Here is a 17,586-nt window from a genome sequence, read left to right on the forward strand (position 1 = left end):
GAAGTCCAACACGCCGCCAGGCTCTGCCCGGCGCATTGGGGAGGGATAAGCAGCTTATGAGCACAGCACATGGAGAGGCGCCGCTGACGCCGCGCCAGCGCACCATCCTCGATGAGTTGGGACGGAAAGGCTTCATTTCCACGAACGACCTCGCGGGGACGTTCGCAGTCTCCGACATGACCGTGCGGCGGGACACCCGGGTGCTGGCCAAGCGGGGCCTTGCCCGGGTGGTCCACGGCGGGGTCAGCGCCGTGGAGGGGCACGGCCAGAACGCCGACTTCGCCGCCCGGGTCCGGGAGGACGCCGACGCCAAGCTCAGGGTGGCACGGGCCTGTGTGTCGATGATCAGCGAACGGGACGCCATCATCCTTGATGCCGGTACCACCACCTACCAGATCGCCCAGGAACTGCCCACGTCCTTCAGGGGGACCATCATCACGCACTCGGCCCCGGCCATCCAGCGCTGCCTGCAGCTGACCGAGGCGCGCACCATCTGCCTCGGCGGGGAACTGTTGCTGGACAGCCAGGCGTTCAACGGTCCCATGACCGTGAGCGCGGCTGCGGGCCTGCGCGCCAAGACGGCGTTCATCGGGGTGACCGGTATCCACGATGAGGCCTTCTACATCGAACGCGACGTGGAGCGCGCCACTAAGATCGCCCTTATGAATGCGGCGGAACAGGTGGTGGTGGTGGCAACGCACCAGAAGATGCTCAGGTATGCGCTGGCGCGGCTGGCAGCATTTGATGCGGTGGACATCCTGGTGACGGATGCCCCGCCGCCGCAGGAAATCGAGGATGCCCTCGGCGCCGCCAACGTCAAGCTGATGGTCGCCGCATGAGCTCCCGCCTGCGCGTCTGCCTGCCCGCCCAAAACCTGCTGGACGCACTCGCCCCGGTGGACGGCGTCGAGTTCGTGCTCTGGGACCTCACCGGCCCCGCCCCCGAGGGCCGCCTGGACCTCCTGGTGCCGCCCTACATGGGTAAGCCGTCCGCGCTCGCCGCGCTGGCAGGTGTGGACGTGGGCCTGGTGCAGAGCCAGTCCATCGGGTACGACGGCGTAGCGGGCATCCTGCCCGGCGGTGTCACTTTTGCCAACGCGGCCGGAGTCCATGAGACCTCGACGGCGGAGCTTGCCGTGGGCATGATGGTCGCGTCCCAGCGCGGCATCCCGGACTTTGTCCGGAACCAGGACAACGGTACGTGGGACAACAGCCAGCGCCCAAGCCTCGCGGACCGGCGCGTCCTGCTGGTGGGCTACGGGGGAGTCGGCAAGGCCATCGAGGCCCGGCTCCTCCCGTTTGAAGCCGAGGTCACCCGGATGGCCAGTCGTTCGCGCGAGGACGGTCGCGGAACCATATACGGGATCGACTCCCTCTATGAACAGCTGCCGCTGCACGAGATCGTGGTGGTCAGTGTTCCGCTCAACGGGCAGACGGAGCAACTCGTGGACGCCAAGTTCCTCGCCGCGATGCCGGACGGCGCCCTGCTGGTGAACGTGGCCCGCGGCCCCGTGGCCAACACGGACGCGCTGCTGGCCGAGACCGGAACCGGCAGGCTGCGCGCTGCCCTGGACGTCACCGATCCGGAACCGCTGCCCGCCGGCCACCCGCTGTGGACCACCCCGGGAGTGCTCATCACGCCGCACGTGGGCGGCGCCAGTTCGGCCATGTTCCCCCGCATGGTGCGCCTGGTCAGGAAGCAGATCGGACTGCTGCTCGAGGGCGGCGAACCCGTCAACGTGGTCCTCCCTTAACGCCGGCGGCCTGCGGCCCTATGCTTGGCCCATGTCTACTTTCGAAGTCCGCCGCAGCGCGGTCATCCCTGCCCCCGCCGAGGAGATCTTTCCACTGGTGGACAACTTCCACGAATGGACCGCCTGGTCCCCCTGGGAGGCGGTCGATCCGGGCATGAGCCGCCGCTACTTCGGCAGCGAATCAGGGGCCGGCGCAGGCTATGAGTGGAACGGGAACCGCAAGGCGGGCAGCGGAACCATGGAGATCGTGGAGTCGGTACCTTCGAGCCGCATCGGGATCAGGCTGCAATTCACCAAGCCGTTCAAGGCCCTGAACCCCACGACGTTCACGTTCAGCCCGGCTCCTGGGGGCACCGAGGTGACGTGGCTGATGACCGGGGAGAACAAGGGGCTCGGTAGGGTCTTTGCCCTGTTCATGAACATGGACAAGCTGGTGGGCGGCGACTTTGAGCGCGGCCTCGCGGCGCTCGCAGCCACGGTCGCCGCCCGGAAGGGCTGATCCCTCCATGGGCGTCGTGGATGATGCCCTGGCCGCCACGGATGAACCGGACCGCGGCTGCCTCCAGCATGTGGTGGAGATTGCCCGGTCGGTGGCCCCGGACGCCACCGAGGGCATGAGCTACGGGATGCCGGCCCTCAAGGTCGACGGCAAGCCGCTGCTGGCCGCCGTGGCCGCAGCCAAGCACCTTTCGATCTTTCCGTTCTCCTCGGCCGTGGTGGAGGCGGTGGACGGACGCCTCAAGGGCTACTCGCTGTCCAAGGGAACCATCCGCTTCAGCGCAGCCAGGCCGGTGCCGGACGACGTCGTAGCGGACATCGTCAGGCTGCGGCTGGCGGAAATCCGGCGCTAAGGCCGTGGCCGGCAAGGCCATCTCGGCGGCCCGGGAATAGCCGCACTGTCGCTGCCCTACCCGCCATAAAAACCCCTATTCCATGCGGGGACGAACAGTTCCATAATGGCCTCGTAGACTTCGGGAACCCCGTGCCCATGGCTTTCGCCACCGCGGATCAGGGAGCTCCAGGCGGCCGCCCCGGCATTCGGCGGGAAGGACGGCCACGAGGCCCGGCGGGGGACGGCCGGACCGATTCGGGGGAGAGCATCGCCATCAGGAAATGTGGCAAGGAGAGTTGTTGTCATGCTCAAAGATCTGGAAGTCATGGCTATATTGCCGGCAAAGGACATTGACCGGGCACGGGAGTTCTACCGGGACAAGTTGGGATTGGAGCCCGAGCGGACCATGAGTGACGGCGGGCTTGTGTACCGGTGCGGGAAGGGTACTGCGTTCCTGATTTACCAAACGGACAACGCCGGCTCGGCCAAGAACACGCAGATAGGGTGGGGAACCGATGACGTACGGCGCGACGTCGAGGAGCTGCGCGGCCGGGGCGTCGTTTTCGAGGAGTACGACATGCCCGGACTGAAGACAGAGAACGGCATCGCTTCGATGGAGGGAATGGGCGACGCCGCCTGGTTCCTGGACAGTGAGGGCAACATCCTTAACATTTCATCGCTGCCCCGTTGAACGCCGGGGCCTGCGGTTGCGGGCCCGGCACAAAAAGGACGACGCCGGCACTTGCCGCCGGAAGCACCTTCACCCGGGTGCCCCGGCAGCGGCAGGGCCGGCGCCGCCGCAGATTGAGGTTGTGGGAAGGGGCGCGATGAGCGTCGAGGAGGTGGCACCGAAGACCACTGGCGTCTCGGTGGAGTTGCTGGCTGCGGTCGACCTTGCCGGCGAGATCGACGGGATGGAAGGGCGCCAGTTGCGGATGCGGATGGTGACCATCGAGCCCGGTGGAGTGTTCGGCCCCCTCCATGACCATGCGGGCCGCCCTGGCACCGTCTATGTCCTTTCGGGGATCATCACCGACCACCGGGACGGGGTTGCCACGGAGTATGGGCCGGGCGTTGGCTGGCCGGAGGACCGGAATACCATGCACTGGCTGGAGAACCGGGGAGCGGTGCCGGCGGTCGAAATTTCGGTGGATATCGTCGGCGGGCCCATGCCGTAAAGCTTTGCCGCGGGTGCCGTCGTCGGCCGTACCTGCCAGAGCCTCACTCAGACGGCCGGCTCCCGCCTGCCCAGCGCCATGCGGAGCGCACCGCGGAAAGTAATCCGGTTCCGCCTGCTCACCGCCACCACGGCTGCGATTCCGGCAAGGAGCACCACGATGCCGCCGGAAGCGACGGACCAGCGGGCTCCGAACTGGCTGCCGATCCAGCCCACCAGGGGCGAACCCAGCGCGGTCCCGCCTTGCAGCACGGCCAGGTACAAGGCCAGGACGCGGCCGCGGAACGGGGCTTCCACGGAGAGCTGGATGCTGGTGTTGCAGCTGTTCAGGAAAGTGATGGACGCCAGGCCCACCGGAACCAGGACGGCTGCGTAGGTCCAGAAGGATGGCGCCAGGCTGCCGAGGATCGTAAAGAAGCCCAATCCCAAGGCGCCGCCCAGCAGGAAGCGCAGCCGGGGCCCGGACCGGCGCGCGGCGAGGAGGGCGCCGGCCAGGGTACCCACCGCCATGATCGAGCCGAGGAGCCCGAATTCGCTGGGTCCCATGCTGAACTCGGTGGTGGCCATCAGCGAGTTGATGACCGGGAAGTTCATCCCGAACGCGCCCAGGATGCCCACCAGGACCATGATCAACATCAGATCCGGGCGGCGGCGCACATACCGGATACCCTCCACCACCTGGTGCTTGTTGCGTGTGCCTGCCACCGGGGCGGCCTGGGTGATGCGGATCCGGAACAGCGAGACCAGGACGGCGGCGAAGCTGGCAGCGTTGATCAGGAACACCGGGCCGGTGCCCACCCACGCGATGAGGACGCCGGCGATTGCGGGGCCGGTGAGCCGGGCGGTATTGAAGGACGCCGAGTTCAAGGCCACCGCATTGGAGATGTTGTCCTGGCCAACCAGTTCGGACACGAATGCCTGGCGGGCGGGGGCATCCACGGCGCTGGCAACTCCCAGGCAGAACGCGGCCACGTAGGCGTGCCACAACTGGGCGGTGCCGGTGACCACCAGCAGGCCGATAGCCAATCCGGTGAGGCCCATGGCCAGCTGCGTCCACATCAGGATGATGCGTTTTCGATACCGGTCCGCCAGCACTCCGCCGTACGGGCCAAACAGCAGCATGGGCAGGAACTGCAGCCCGGTGGTGAGGCCCACCGCGGCCCCGGAGTGGTCGGTCAGGACGGTCAGGACCAGCCAGTCCTGCGCCACCCGCTGCATCCAGGTGCCGATGTTGGACACGATCGCGCCGCCGGCCCAGATGCGGTAGTTGGGGTTTTCGAGGGCCCGGAACATGGCGCTCATTTGGCGCTCATTTCCTGCATGATGCGGGCCGCCCGGCTCAGTGTGAGCCGGTCGTCCTCGCTGAGCCCTGCCACGCGCCGGGCCAGCCAGGCTGTCCGCTGCCGGCGTGCTTCCTCGAGGACCGTTCTTCCCGCGTCGGTGATGTCCACGCGGACCTGGCGGCCGTCGTCGGGATGGGCGGACCTGGTGACGAAGCCTTGGTCGGCGAGGGCGTTGACGATCCTGGTCATGGACGGGGCCTGGACGTGTTCGCTCTCGGCCAGTGCTCGCAGCGTGCTGGGACCGCTGCCGTTGAGCAGGGCCAGGACGGTGTACTGGCCGGGGGTGATGATGTCGCCGGTGGCTTCGACGCGGAGCCGGCGGGACGTGCGCATCACGGCGGTGCGCAGGTCGATGGCGAGGGTGTCCGGGGCGGTGGGGTCTGCGGCTGACTGGGGCTTGGTGCGGGCGGATGACATAAAAGCGGGTGCGCCTCCTGCTGGGATTATTAGCAGTGCTAATTAGTTCTGCTAACTATTATGCCGCGCATGGTTGCCCATGGCAACGGTCCAGCTCGTGGCATTGCTGACAGGCTCGGGCAGAATGGGAGCCGTGACTGGGCGCAGAACCGACAAGAACCGCGATCCCGCGCGGCCGTGGAAGATAAGGCTGAACCTGGCGGTAACCGTCCTGGTCCTTTGCCTGGGGCCCATCCTGATCGGTGTGGGCAGCTTCATGATCAACGCGGACGAAGAACTCGCGCGCACCGGAGCGCGGGCGACCGGGACGATCGTCCATTTTGACGATGTCACCAAGGCCTCCGAGCGCAGGATCCGGGTGGACTTCACGACGCCGGACGGGTCAGCCCACAGGACGTTCGCGGCCGTGGACCACGACCAGCACCCCGTGGTGGGAACTGATGTTCCCGTGATCTATGCCGAAGATGATCCCGGCCGGGCGATCGTTCCGGGCTATGAAAGTGACGGCGAGTGGTTCCGTGGTGCCGGCGTGGTCCTGACCGTGATCTTCGGCGGGATTGGCGTCCTGGCCGTCGTCCTGAGGAGAATTGGGGGCCTGCGCGGCTTCTTCCGGAGGCGCGGCACGCAGCGCGTGGAGTAAGCCGGGGTGCGGGTCTGGCCGCCTACGCGCCACGGGCGTAGGCTCTGACGCACCATGACTGAACAGCAGCCCTATGAACTGATCCGCCGGTATCCACACTTCGAGCTCCGGTGGTATCCGGCTTACGCCGTGGCTGAGGTCAAGGTCAGTGCGGACTTCGACCGCGCCGGAAACGCGGCGTTCCGTTACCTGTTCAATTACATCAGCGGCAACAACTCCGCCCGCCGCAAGCTGGCCATGACCGCGCCCGTCATCCAGGAGCCTGGTTCCCCGCAAAAGCTGGCCATGACGGCTCCCGTGCTGCAGCAGGGGCCGTTGCCGGGAGCCCGTGGGTCGGCGGAGTTCGTGGTGGGATTCGTGCTCCCGGCCGGCGTCACGGCCGACACAGCCCCGACTCCCGCCGACCCCAGGGTGACGGTGCGCGCCGTTCCGGCCTCCCTTTCCGCTGCCCTCAGCTTCACGGGCGGCGGCTCCGCTTCTTCCTTCGAGCGGCATACCGCGGGGCTCCAAGCGGCACTGAAAGTTGCCGGGCTGACGCCGGTCGGCGCTCCGCGATACGCTCGCTTCGACCCGCCCTTCAAGCCCTGGTTCCTGCGACGCAATGAAGTGCTGCAGGACATCAAAGAGCCAGGATAGCGGGCGCGGGACCACTGCCTGCCGCTAACGGAGGAGGGCGTCCGCGCCCACCGGGGGTGGTCTACCTGGATCGTGCGGTCCCAGGTTGGCTGTTGATACTGGCATTGGCGCTGCGAAACCTGCCACGCCGATACCGCAGTCAGTTCCGATAGTTTCTTTCCCGCCGTGAAAAACACGTAACGCGGCCTGCGCCTGTATCGATACTTTCCGGCCGTGGTCCCCTCGTGCGCACGTTGTTAGCGTTCGCATCTACGGTCAGTGTGGAGAAATAAGTGCGCTCCGACTGTGACGTACCTGTTGTTATTGCTGAAAGTTTACGATAGTTTCTTTGTGTGATGCAGGTCGCACTGGTGGGGAGCCCGCGGCCAACATGCCAACCAAAGGACAATGATGACCAGCGAGCAACGCACCCATACCCCCGAACACCGGCTCAAGCGCCTGCATGACCGGCTTGGCGGCATCGCCTACGGCGGGGATTACAACCCGGAACAGTGGCCGCGCGAGGTGTGGGACGAGGATGTCCGCCTCATGAAGGAAGCCGGGGTCAACCTGGTCACCCTGGCCGTTTTCTCCTGGAGCCGGCTTGAAACGGCGGATGGCGTCTACGATTTCGGCTGGCTGGACGAGATCATGGACCTGCTGCACGCGAACGGGATCGGCGTGGACCTGGCCACTCCGGACGCCGTCCCGCCGGCCTGGCTGGTCGCCCGGCACCCGGACATCCTTCCGGTCCTGGCTGATGGCAGCACCTTCGGCTTTGGCTCCCGCCAGCACTTCGACGTTTCCCACCCCGCCTACCGGGCAAAGTCCCTGGCGATGGCGGAAAAGATGGGGGAGCGGTACGCCGCCCACCCCGCCCTGTGCATGTGGCACGTCAACAACGAGTACGGCCCCGTCTCCTACGGCCCGCACGCCGACCGCGCCTTCCGGGAATGGCTCCAGGCCAAGTACGGCAGCCTGGAGGAATTGAACCGGGCCTGGAGCACCGACGTGTGGGGCCAGGTCTACTCCGACTGGGCCCAGGTCAATGCACCTGCCCAGCCCCGCACCTGGTCCAACCCGTCCCGCCGGCTCGACTACCACCGGTTCACCTCGGACAGCATGCTGGCGCATTACAAGGCCGAACGGGACATCCTGCGCAGGCACACGCCGGAACTGCCCGTTGTCACCAACTTCATGCGCTTCTACAAGAACAACGATTACTGGGCCTGGGCCGCCGAGGAAGACGCCGCCGCACTGGACATCTACCCGGACCCTCGCGAAGCTGACGCCCACGTTGCCGCTGCCCTCAACTTCGACCTCATGCGCTCACTGCGGAAAGGCCAGCCCTGGTTGGTCATGGAACAAGCCACCGCAGCCGTCAGCCAATGGTCCGTCAACGTCTCAAAACTCCCCGGCAAGATGCGTCTGGGTTCCTACCAGGCGATTGCCCAGGGCGCCGATTCCATCCTGTTCTTCCAGTGGCGCCAGGCCAGGGGAGGGACGGAACGCTTCCACTCAGGCATGGTCAACCACGCCGGCCCCGACACCCGGGTGTTCCGTGAAGTCTGTGAACTGGGCCGGGAACTTAAGAACCTGTCCGGAATCACCGGCACCCGCTCCACCGCCAAGGTGGCACTGGTCTTCGACTGGGACTGCTGGTGGGCCCTGGAACTGGGCAACTCGCCCCGCTCGGACCTGAACTACGCGCAGGAAGTCCTCCGCCTCTACCGGCCCTTCTTCGACGCCAACATCACCGTGGACTTCGTGGACACCACCAGCGACCTCCACCAGTACAGCCTGGTGGTCCTTCCCGCCACCTACCTGCTCACCGACGACGCCGCACAGCGCTACGAGGACTACGTTGCCGGCGGCGGCCGGCTGGTGGCCAGCTACCTCTCCGGCATCGTGGACCAGGACAACACCATCCGGCTCGGCGGCTACCCGGGCGCCCTCCGCAACGTCCTGGGCGCGTGGAGCGAGGAGATGCACCCGCTCGCCGGGGAGGGTGAGGCCGTCAAGCTTTCAACGGCCGACGGCGGCACGGCCTCAGCGGATTACTGGACCGAACACCTGCACACCACCTCGGCGGAGGTGCTTGCCAGCTACGCCTCGGGCAGGCTGGCCGGGTCGCCGGCCGTCACCCGCAATGGTTACGGCCGCGGCACCGCCGTCTACCTCTCGGCGAGGGTGGACGGCACCTTCCTGGAGGAACTGCTCGACGCCGAACGGACCGCTGCGGGGATCCGCCCCGAACTGGACGCACCGCTGGGAGTGCAGGTCCGCCGTCGCGCCGGCAACGGACGCAGCTACCTGCTGGTCCTCAACCACAACGACGCACCCTCCCGGGTGGAGGTTGGGGCAGGCGGCACGGACGTGCTCACCGGCACCCGCATCACGGGCGCGGTGGAACTTTCCGCCAACGGGGTCCTGGTCCTGGAAGAGGCGGCTGGAGAACACGCCCGCACACACGCAGAAAACGGCCGGTAGGAGGCAACATGGCCACGCAATTGGAAGTACCTCCCGGAACGGTCACCACACAGCCGCCCGGCAGCAAGGACAAACCACGGAACAAGCCCGGCGGCTGGAAGCTCGCCATCAAGCGGGACTGGCGGCTCTACACGCTGGTGCTGCTGCCGCTGGCCTACTTCGCCATCTTCCGCTACCTGCCCATGGCCGGCAATGTCATCGCGTTCCGGCAGTTCCAGCCCGGCGGCAGCATCTTCGGCGAAAAATGGGTGGGGCTGAAGTACGTCACCCTGTTCATCAACGATCCCAGCTTCTGGCAGGCTTTCCAGAACACCATCATCCTGGGCGTGCTGACGCTTCTCTTCTGCTTCCCCATGCCCATCATCTTCGCGCTGATGCTGAACGAGCTGCGCTCGCAGAAGTTCAAGAAGTTCGTCCAGACCGTGGCCTACCTGCCGCACTTCATGTCCGTGGTGATCATCGCCGGCATGATCCTGCAGAACTTCTCCATGACCGGCACGGTGAACCAGATCGCCGGTACGGTCTTCGGCAGCACGGTGAACTTCACGCAGGATGCCGCCTGGTTCCGGCCCATGTACATCAGCTCCGAGGTGTGGCAAACCATGGGCTGGGGCGCCATCCTCTACCTTGCCGCCCTCACCAGGGTGGACGAGTCGCTGTATGAAGCCGCCCGGATCGATGGCGCCAACCGGTGGCAGCAGACCTGGCACGTGACCCTCCCGGCCATCCGGCCCACCATCATCACGCTGCTGATCCTGAACATCGGCACCTTCATGGCAGTGGGCTTCGAAAAGATCCTGCTGATCTACAACCCGCTCAATTACCAAACCTCGGATGTCATCTCCACCTACCTGTACCGGGTGGGCCTGGAATCCTCCAACTTCAGCTACGCGGCCGCGATCGGCATGTTCGAATCCGTCATCGGCCTCACACTGATCCTCTCCGCGAACGCCATCTCCAAACGGCTTGCCGGAACGAGCCTGTGGTGAAAGGGGCCACCGTGAAAGGGACAACAGTGAAGGAAACCGCAGTGCCAGGGGCCAAGGCGCCCACGGCGGACACCGGTGTGCTGGTCAAGGACATGAAGGTCTCCCGCAGCATGCGGGTGTTCCGCGTGGCCAACCTGGTGTTCCTGCTGGTGGTGGTCTTCCTGACCATGTACCCGTTCCTGAACATCCTGGCGCAGAGCTTCTCCAGCGAAGGGTTCATCAACGCCGGGCAGGTCAACCTTTTCCCGCTGGGGTTCAACACCCAGACCTACCAGCTGATCCTGGCGGACTCGGTGTTCTGGCGGAATTACGGCAACACCGTCCTGTACACGGTGGTGGCCACCGCGATCTCGATGGTCCTGACCACCAGCTTCGCGTACGCGATCGCCAAGAAGGACCTCAAGGGACGCAGCGTGTTCATCGGCATCGCCGTGTTCACCATGTTCTTCAACGGCGGCCTGATCCCCAACTACGTGCTCATCACGTCGCTGGGCATGCGGGACACCCTGTGGGCCGTGGTCCTGCCCAACGCCATCAGTGTCTTCAACCTGCTGATCATGAAGTCGTTCTTCGAAAACATGCCCCGGGAACTGGAGGAGGCGGCCGCCATCGACGGCCTCACCCAGTACGGCGTCCTGTTCAAGGTGGTGCTGCCGCTGAGTAAGGCCATCGTGGCCACCATGGTGCTCTTCTACGCCGTGGCCAACTGGAACTCCTGGTTCCAGGCGTTCCTCTACCTGGACAACCCGGACCTGTTCCCGGTGACCATCTACCTCCGCAACATGATTGCCGGCGTCACCACCGCGGGATCCGCCGGCGGCACGGCAGAGAACGTGGGCCAGATCGCCGCCAACATCCAGTCGGTAACCATCGTGCTCACCATCATCCCCATCCTGTGCGTCTACCCGTTCGTCCAGAAGTACTTCTTTTCGGGCGTCATGCTCGGCTCCGTCAAGGAATAACCCGTTATGAAAGGAAAACCCATGATCCGCAGACGAGACTTCCTCGGCCTGTCCGCGCTCGCAGCCTTCGGCCTGGTGATGGCCGGGTGCGACTCGGATTCCGGCAGCAAGGTGGACACCTCCAAGGCCCGCAACGGTGCGATGGACAGCTTCGGGGTGGGGGACACGTTCAAGGCGACGACGCCGCTGAGCTTCACGTTCCTCTTCAGCGACCAGCCCACCTACCCGTACAAGAAGGACTGGCTGCTCTTCACCAAGATGGCCAGCGACAACAACGTCACGCTGCAGCCCACCATCGTCCCCAGCAGCGACTACGAGCAAAAGCGCAGCCTTCTGATCAGCTCCGGCAGCGCGCCCGAGATCATCGCCAAGACCTACCCGGGCCAGGAGAGCGCGTATGTGTCCTCCGGCGCGGTCCTCCCGGTCAGCGACTACGTGGACCTCATGCCGCACTACCAGGACAAAATCAAGAAGTGGAAGCTGGAACCTGAAATCGCAGGACTCACCCAGGAGGACGGGAAGTACTACGTCCTGCCCGGCCTGCACGAGGAACTCTGGCCGGACTACACGCTCGCGTTCCGCACCGACGTGCTGGAAAAGGAAGGCATTGCCGAGCCCAAGAGCTGGGACGAGTTCCGCGAGGTGCTGCGCAAGCTGAAGAAGTCCCACCCCGACGTCGTGCCCTTCTCCGACCGGTTCAACGGCAACAGCGTGCTGAACATTGCCGGCACCGCGTTCGGCACGGTGGCAGGCTGGGGCCTGGTGGACGGCCTGACGTTCGACGACGGCAAGAAGCAATTCGCCTTCGGCTCGGCCAGCAGCCAGTTCAAGGACCTGGTCACCTACTTCAACTCCCTGGTGTCCGAAGGCCTGATGGACCCGGAAAGCTTCACCCAGACCGACGATTCCGCCATCCAGAAGTTCACGTCCGGCAAGTCGTTCGTGATCAGCGCCAACTCGCAGAACATCATCACCTACCGCACGTCCATGGAGCAGTCCCTGGGCAAAGGCAACTTCGCGGTCCGCAAGATCACCGTCCCCGGGGGCCCGGCCGGTGACCTGATAGGTGGTTCGCGGCTGGAGAACGGCATCATGCTGAACTCTTCGGTGAAGGACAAGGACAGCTTCGTGGCGCTGATGCAGTACATCGACTGGCTCTTCTACAGTGACGCCGGCCAGGAATTCTCCAAGTGGGGCGTGCAGGGCACCACCTACACCAAGGAGGGCAGCAAGCGCGTCCTGGCCAAGGACATCAACTTCCAGGGCCTGAACCCGGCAGGCACCAAGGACCTCCGCGTGGACTATGGCTTCTCCGGGGGCAATTTCTCCTACGGCGGCACCACGGACCTGCTGCAGTCAACCTTCAACGACGAGGAGCTGGCGTTCCAAAAGGCCATGAAGAGCAAGACGCCCAAGCCGGTGGCGCCGCCCGTGCCGTTCAGCGACACGGACCGCGAACAGGCCACGCTGGTACTCACCCCGCTCAAGGACCACGTCAAGCAGAACACCCTGAAGTTCATTACCGGCCAGCGGCCTCTCTCCGAGTTTGACGCCTACGTCAAGGAGCTGGACAGCAAGGGCATGGGCAAGTATGTAGATTTGGCCAACAAGGCGTACAAGGCCTACGCGGACAAGAAGTAGACGGACGACGGCGGCAGCGTGCCTGCCGCGGTAACCGAAAGGCAGTTGGTGGTTCAGAAGAAAGCGGAGTACGGTGCCGGCCCCCTGTTCAGGGCGGCCGGCACCGTGGCGGGCGTGATGATGGGTTCGGCCCTGCTGGTGCTGGCCAACGCACTGCTGCTGGCAGCACTGGTGGCGGCCCCGTTCTCAGGGGCCTGGCTGGTCCTGCCGGCGCTCATTCCGGCCGGTCCGGCGCTGGTGGCGTGCATCTATGCGTTCAACCGGATGCTCGCGGGGCAGGAGGGCCAGGTGTACCAGGACTTCATCCGCGGCTACCGGATGAATGCCGGCCAGGCCCTGCAGGTGTGGCTGCCGTACCTGCTGGTCCTGGCCGTCATCGCGGTCAACCTCGCCGGCCTGCCGTCGCTCGGACCCGCAGCACCGGCGCTCCGGCCGGCGTTGCTGGTCCTCGCGCTGCTCGTGGCCACCGCGGGCTTGAACGCGCTGCTGATCTTGTCCCGGTTCTCGTTCCGCACCCGGGACGTGTACCGGCTATCGCTGTACAGCTTCAGCGCCCGGAAGTGGGTCACGTCGGGCAACGCCGGCATCCTGTTCGTCACCGCCACCCTCCTGCTGATGACCAGCACGTACCTGCTGCCGCTGCTCGCCGGGACCGTGGTGTTCCTGGTGTGCCTGAATTCCCGACCCCTGCTGGCGCTGGTTGAGGAGAAATTCACTATCGCCTGACCTCGTCAGTTTGTGCGGGAAGCGGCCGACTGAATAACTTTGGCGAGGTCGCGGGGACGGCTCCACATGGGCCAATGCCCCGTTGGGAGGTCGATGACGTCGAGGTGTTCGATGTGCGCGACTTCGGCAAACATGGCATGCCCGGCGTGGGCGAGCTCCAGCACCTGCGCGCTCGGGATGGAGCAGCACACCAGGGTGGTCCGGACCTTGTGGCGGTCTTCGTTCGAGAGCTCGACGGGCTGACGAAGCACGGGGCCTGGTTCAGGGACGGCCTTGGCCCGAAAACGCTCGAGGACGTCCGGGCTCAAGCCCTCGAGGCTCGCCTGCTGTCCGAGGACATCGAAGGGCGGCAGCGGAAGCTCCGCCAACTCTCCCGGGATGCCCGCGCCGAAGGCGCTTCCCGGTGCCACAGGGCCGGAGTCGACCCACACCACTCGATGGACAAGTTCCGGGTGTCGGTCAAGGACGAGGCTGACGGGGGCGTTTGCCCCGCTGTGGGCGACGAGGATGGCGGGCTGGTGCGCAGAGGCCCCGAGCTGGCCGATCACGTCCAGGACCGCTGCGGCCTGGTCGTCGAGGGTTTTTGCCGCACGCCCGGGATCGTCCGCGTCGAGACCGGGCAGCGTCATCGCGACTGCGCGGGAGTGGTCGGTTGCCATGTGTTCCAACACTTCGTCCCACGCCCAGGCGCCCAGCCAGTGGCCGGCGATGAGAACGATGGGACGGCTTGATGCAGTTGTCATGCCAATAGCCTCGCAGGCGTACCGGACAAGGGTGTGTCACTATTTATGTCATGAATTTGCCAGGGGCTGAACGGTGAAGCGGGCCGAACGGCTCCATGCCCTCTCCGAGATGTTGCGCCGCAGCGGCAGGCGGGGGATTTCCGCCGAACGGCTGGCTGCAGAGTTTGAGGTATCCGTTCGCACCATCAAGCGGGACCTCGATGCGTTGGAGAACAGCGGCGCGCCGGTATGGTCCCGGCCGGGTCCGGGCGGTGGCTACGGTTTGGCTGGAGGTGCGTCCCTGCCTCCCGTCAGCCTGTCACCGGCCCAGGCCGTGGCGCTCATGGCAGCGGTGTCCGCTGCGCCTGATGCCCCCTACGCCGATCTGGCAGCAGCAGGTGTCCGAAAGATCATGGATGTCCTCGATCCCAAAACCCGGGCACAAGCGGACGGGCTGGCCCACCGCGTCTGGGTCAACGCGCTTCCCGCCTCGTCCCGCGCCATCAAATCCGCGCTGGAGGAGGCGATGGCCGAGCAGCGCGTGATCCGCCTCCGCTACACAGCGGGGGACGGGACCGCCACCACCCGCGACGTCGAGCCGGTGCTGTTTGCCGCCACCAACGGCCAGTGGTACCTGGTTGGGTGGTGCCGGCTGCGCGACGCAATGCGGTGGTTCACCGTCTCGCGCATCGAGCGGGCCGTCGTCACCAAGACGGCCTGCAGCGGCCATGGCATCCAGGAGGTTGGGGAACCCCCGGCTAACGCCAGGCCGGTGCACGGCCGGGGATGACATGTCCGGTCGGCACGGCTAAAGCGGGGTTACCGTTACCGGTGTCAGCATCTCCCGGTCAAAGCCCACCTCGCGGCGGCCGCCGTGCAGGATGAGTTCGTGGGTGTGGAGGTCCCGGCTGCTGGAGGTCGAAACATGCAGCTTCACCAAGCCCGGGGTCACCACCCGCTTCAGGTCCACCCCGGTAAAGGACGTCCGGTCCGCGTGCACCGTGAACTCCACCCGGGCCGCGGCGCCGGCCGCAAGGTCAACCCGGGCATAGCCAATCAGTTCGCGGACCGGCCGGACCACCTCGCCCACCGGGTCCTCGAGGTACAGCTGCACCACTTCCGCCCCGTCAACCGGGCCGGTATTGGCCACCATGCATCCCACGGTGACGGAGCCCGACGTCGTCATCGTGGGCCCGCTGGCGGTGTGGCAGGAAAAGTCGAAGGTCGTGTAGGACAGGCCGTGCCCGAACCCAAACAGCGGTGAGGGGTCCAGTGCGCTGACGCCGGACGGCCCGGCCAGGCGGCTGTGCAGGTAGGTGCCCGGCTGTCCGCCGGAGGTCCGCGGCACGGAAACCGGCAGCTTGCCGGACGGAGTCACGGCTCCGGTCAGGACGTCCCACAGCGCCTCGGCACCCTCCTCGCCCGGGAAGAACCCCTGCACGATCGCTCCGGCCCTGGCCGCGAAGTCGCCCAGCGCGTAAGGCCGGCCGCTGAGGACCACCACGATGGTGCGGGTGCCGGCGGCCTCGGCAGCCGTGAGGACCTGGTCCAGCATGCGGTGCTGGTCACCGGGGAGCCGCAGGTCGGCAGCGTCGTTGCCTTCGCCGGAGGTGCCGCGGCCAAAGAGGCCCGCATTGTCACCCACCACGATCACGCAGGTGTCCACCGCTGAGGCAATCCGGCAGGCTTCCAGGACCTGCGTGTCGCTGATGGCCTCGCACGTTCCCGTGGCGGCGGTCCGGATCCGGCCAAACCGCTCGGCGGCTGCACCGGCCACAGTCGGAACCCGGATGCCCATGGGCACCTCGGGATGCGATGCGCCGACGTGGGCGTCAAAGGAGTAGCAGCCCAGCATGGCGAACGGGTCCTGCGCCAGCGGCCCCACGACGCCCAGCGATGCCAAAGCCGCCGCCGGCAGCGGCAGGCTTGGCCCGTCGTCGTGCGTCCTGTTGGTCAGCAGCACCAGGGACTGGGCGGCCATCTCCCGCGCAAGCTCCCGGTGGGCCGGCGGGTCAAGGTCGATGGCGCCTGCACCCAGGGCCGGGGGCGCGGGGTCGAAGTCCGGCGAGAGCAGCCCGGCTTCCTGCTTTTGCCGGAGCACCCGCAGGAGCGCGGTGTCCACCAGGGATTCGGGGAGCTCGCCGGAGCGCACGCGCTCCAGCAGGGGCGTGCCATAGCAGTTCACAGTGGGCAGTTCCACGTCGACTCCCGCTGCCAACGCCAGGCCTGCAGCTTCTCCCGGATCGGCGGCGATGCCGTGCGTGGCGTTGAGGAAGGCGATGCCGAAGTAGTCCGCCACCACGGTCCCGGCAAAGCCCCACTCGTCCCGGAGCAGGGACGTCAGCAGGGCGCGGTTGGCCGCGGCGGGAACACCGTCGGTGTCCGTGTAGGCGTGCATTACTGAACGGGCGCCGCCGTCCTTGATGGCCAGTTCGAACGGTGGCAGCATGACGTCCGCGAGTTCCCGGGGACCCATGGAGACGGGCGCGTGGTTCCGCCCGGCGCGTGAGGCGGAGTAGCCTACGAAGTGCTTGAGGGTGGCAACGATCCCTTCCGCTTCCAGCCCTTTGACGTAGGAGCTTGCCAGGGTGCCCACCAAGTAGGGGTCCTCGCCGATGGTTTCTTCCACCCTGCCCCAGCGGAGGTCCCGCACCACATCCAGTACCGGCGCCAGGCCCTGGTGGACGCCCACTTGCCGCATTTGACCGCCGATCAGGCCGGCCATCCGGCGCACCAGCACCGGGTTGAAGGTGGCGCCCCATGCCAGCGGTACAGGGAAGGCGGTCGCTTTCCAGGCGGCCAGCCCGGCCAGGCATTCCTCGTGCACCTGCGCGGGGATCCGGAACCGTGAGGCGGCCATGATCTGTTCCTGCGCAGCGGCCAGCCGGCGCGCCCCCTCGAGCGGTTCCAGCGGAACCGTGCCGTACATCCGGGTGATCTGGCCGAGGCCCGCAGAAATCACGTCCTCCCAGGAACGGGCGTCGCCTGCCATCTCGTTCTGCAACGGAGCAACAGAGTCGGCTTCAGTGGAAGCGTTCACCCACACGCCCACCAGCTGGGCCAGTTTTTCCTCAAGGGTCATCTGCCGCACCAGCTCCTCAAGGGACAGGTGCCCGACGGCGGAAGGCGGCTCGGTGCCCGCCGCGGGTGAGGGGAGGGCTTGCTTTTCGGCGGCACCGCTGGTCACGGACGTCTCCTAGGATCGGACGATGTTTCTAAGAAAGTATCAGAAACTTACGTTTAGTTTCTAGACGAAAAACCCTTGACTCTGGAATGCAA

General features: G+C 66.2%; 18 protein-coding genes. 14 read left to right on the top strand and 4 right to left on the bottom strand.

The window, feature by feature from the left end:
• The first annotated feature begins 56 nt into the window (after positions 1–56).
• The 6 genes from QRM95_RS20165 to QRM95_RS20190 all read left to right on the top strand — a co-directional run bounded on the left by QRM95_RS20165 (position 57) and on the right by QRM95_RS20190 (position 3,763).
• The gene (locus QRM95_RS20165; RefSeq protein ID WP_285249191.1) at positions 57–839 is read left to right on the top strand and encodes a DeoR/GlpR family DNA-binding transcription regulator; all 783 of its coding nucleotides are present in this window, start codon (positions 57–59) and stop codon (positions 837–839) included.
• On the top strand, positions 836–1,753 hold the full coding sequence (locus tag QRM95_RS20170) for a 2-hydroxyacid dehydrogenase (protein WP_285249192.1): 918 nt from the start codon (positions 836–838) through the stop codon (positions 1,751–1,753). Before QRM95_RS20165 ends, QRM95_RS20170 begins: the two co-directional genes overlap by 4 nt.
• Before the next feature lie 31 nt (positions 1,754–1,784).
• Positions 1,785–2,252: an SRPBCC family protein gene (locus QRM95_RS20175; protein WP_285249193.1), complete on the top strand. Its 468-nt coding sequence runs from the start codon at positions 1,785–1,787 to the stop codon at positions 2,250–2,252.
• A 7-nt stretch (positions 2,253–2,259) separates the two neighbouring features.
• Entirely contained in the window at positions 2,260–2,604 is a 345-nt protein-coding gene (locus QRM95_RS20180; RefSeq protein WP_285249194.1) for an iron chaperone, read from the top strand.
• Positions 2,605–2,889: 285 nt separating this feature from the next.
• Complete coding sequence (locus QRM95_RS20185) at positions 2,890–3,276, top strand: VOC family protein (RefSeq protein ID WP_285249195.1); 387 nt, start codon at positions 2,890–2,892, stop codon at positions 3,274–3,276.
• A gap of 136 nt (positions 3,277–3,412) precedes the next feature.
• Complete coding sequence (locus QRM95_RS20190) at positions 3,413–3,763, top strand: cupin domain-containing protein (RefSeq protein WP_285249196.1); 351 nt, start codon at positions 3,413–3,415, stop codon at positions 3,761–3,763.
• 47 nt (positions 3,764–3,810) lie between these two features.
• Here QRM95_RS20190 and QRM95_RS20195 read toward each other — a convergent pair whose 3' ends face one another.
• A complete protein-coding gene (locus QRM95_RS20195; RefSeq protein ID WP_285249197.1) occupies positions 3,811–5,064 on the bottom strand; it encodes an MFS transporter in 1,254 nt (417 codons plus the stop codon).
• The gene (locus QRM95_RS20200) at positions 5,061–5,522 is read right to left on the bottom strand and encodes a MarR family winged helix-turn-helix transcriptional regulator (protein WP_285249198.1); all 462 of its coding nucleotides are present in this window, start codon (positions 5,520–5,522) and stop codon (positions 5,061–5,063) included. Before QRM95_RS20200 ends, QRM95_RS20195 begins: the two co-directional genes overlap by 4 nt.
• 133 nt (positions 5,523–5,655) lie before the next feature.
• Between QRM95_RS20200 and QRM95_RS20205 the strand changes: the two genes are divergently transcribed.
• The 7 genes from QRM95_RS20205 (at position 5,656) to QRM95_RS20235 (ending at position 13,585) form a co-directional block, all read left to right on the top strand.
• Entirely contained in the window at positions 5,656–6,162 is a 507-nt protein-coding gene (locus QRM95_RS20205) for a DUF3592 domain-containing protein (RefSeq protein WP_285249199.1), read from the top strand.
• A 54-nt stretch (positions 6,163–6,216) separates the two neighbouring features.
• Positions 6,217–6,798, top strand: a complete 582-nt coding sequence (locus QRM95_RS20210) for an SOUL family heme-binding protein (RefSeq protein ID WP_285249200.1) — start codon at positions 6,217–6,219, stop codon at positions 6,796–6,798.
• Positions 6,799–7,188: 390 nt separating this feature from the next.
• Positions 7,189–9,267, top strand: coding sequence for a beta-galactosidase (locus tag QRM95_RS20215; protein ID WP_285249201.1), 2,079 nt, complete (start codon positions 7,189–7,191; stop codon positions 9,265–9,267).
• A gap of 8 nt (positions 9,268–9,275) precedes the next feature.
• Positions 9,276–10,256, top strand: a complete 981-nt coding sequence (locus QRM95_RS20220; protein ID WP_285249202.1) for an ABC transporter permease — start codon at positions 9,276–9,278, stop codon at positions 10,254–10,256.
• A gap of 92 nt (positions 10,257–10,348) precedes the next feature.
• Positions 10,349–11,218: a carbohydrate ABC transporter permease gene (locus QRM95_RS20225; protein WP_026264722.1), complete on the top strand. Its 870-nt coding sequence runs from the start codon at positions 10,349–10,351 to the stop codon at positions 11,216–11,218.
• A 6-nt stretch (positions 11,219–11,224) separates the two neighbouring features.
• Complete coding sequence (locus QRM95_RS20230; protein ID WP_018762284.1) at positions 11,225–12,859, top strand: ABC transporter substrate-binding protein; 1,635 nt, start codon at positions 11,225–11,227, stop codon at positions 12,857–12,859.
• Positions 12,860–12,907: 48 nt separating this feature from the next.
• Positions 12,908–13,585, top strand: a complete 678-nt coding sequence (locus tag QRM95_RS20235) for a DUF624 domain-containing protein (protein ID WP_285249203.1) — start codon at positions 12,908–12,910, stop codon at positions 13,583–13,585.
• A gap of 5 nt (positions 13,586–13,590) precedes the next feature.
• Here QRM95_RS20235 and QRM95_RS20240 read toward each other — a convergent pair whose 3' ends face one another.
• The gene (locus QRM95_RS20240) at positions 13,591–14,328 is read right to left on the bottom strand and encodes an alpha/beta fold hydrolase (protein WP_285249204.1); all 738 of its coding nucleotides are present in this window, start codon (positions 14,326–14,328) and stop codon (positions 13,591–13,593) included.
• Positions 14,329–14,401: 73 nt separating this feature from the next.
• Here QRM95_RS20240 and QRM95_RS20245 point away from each other — a divergent pair, with 73 nt between their 5' ends.
• Positions 14,402–15,097, top strand: a complete 696-nt coding sequence (locus QRM95_RS20245; RefSeq protein ID WP_285249205.1) for a helix-turn-helix transcriptional regulator — start codon at positions 14,402–14,404, stop codon at positions 15,095–15,097.
• An 18-nt stretch (positions 15,098–15,115) separates the two neighbouring features.
• On the opposite strand, the gene QRM95_RS20250 is transcribed toward QRM95_RS20245, so the two are convergent.
• Complete coding sequence (locus tag QRM95_RS20250) at positions 15,116–17,494, bottom strand: glycoside hydrolase family 3 N-terminal domain-containing protein (protein WP_285249206.1); 2,379 nt, start codon at positions 17,492–17,494, stop codon at positions 15,116–15,118.
• Between the last annotated feature and the right edge of the window lie 92 nt (positions 17,495–17,586).

Origin of the sequence: Pseudarthrobacter sp. efr-133-R2A-89, from assembly GCF_030209315.1 — a bacterium.
Classification (GTDB): Bacteria; Actinomycetota; Actinomycetes; order Actinomycetales; family Micrococcaceae; genus Arthrobacter.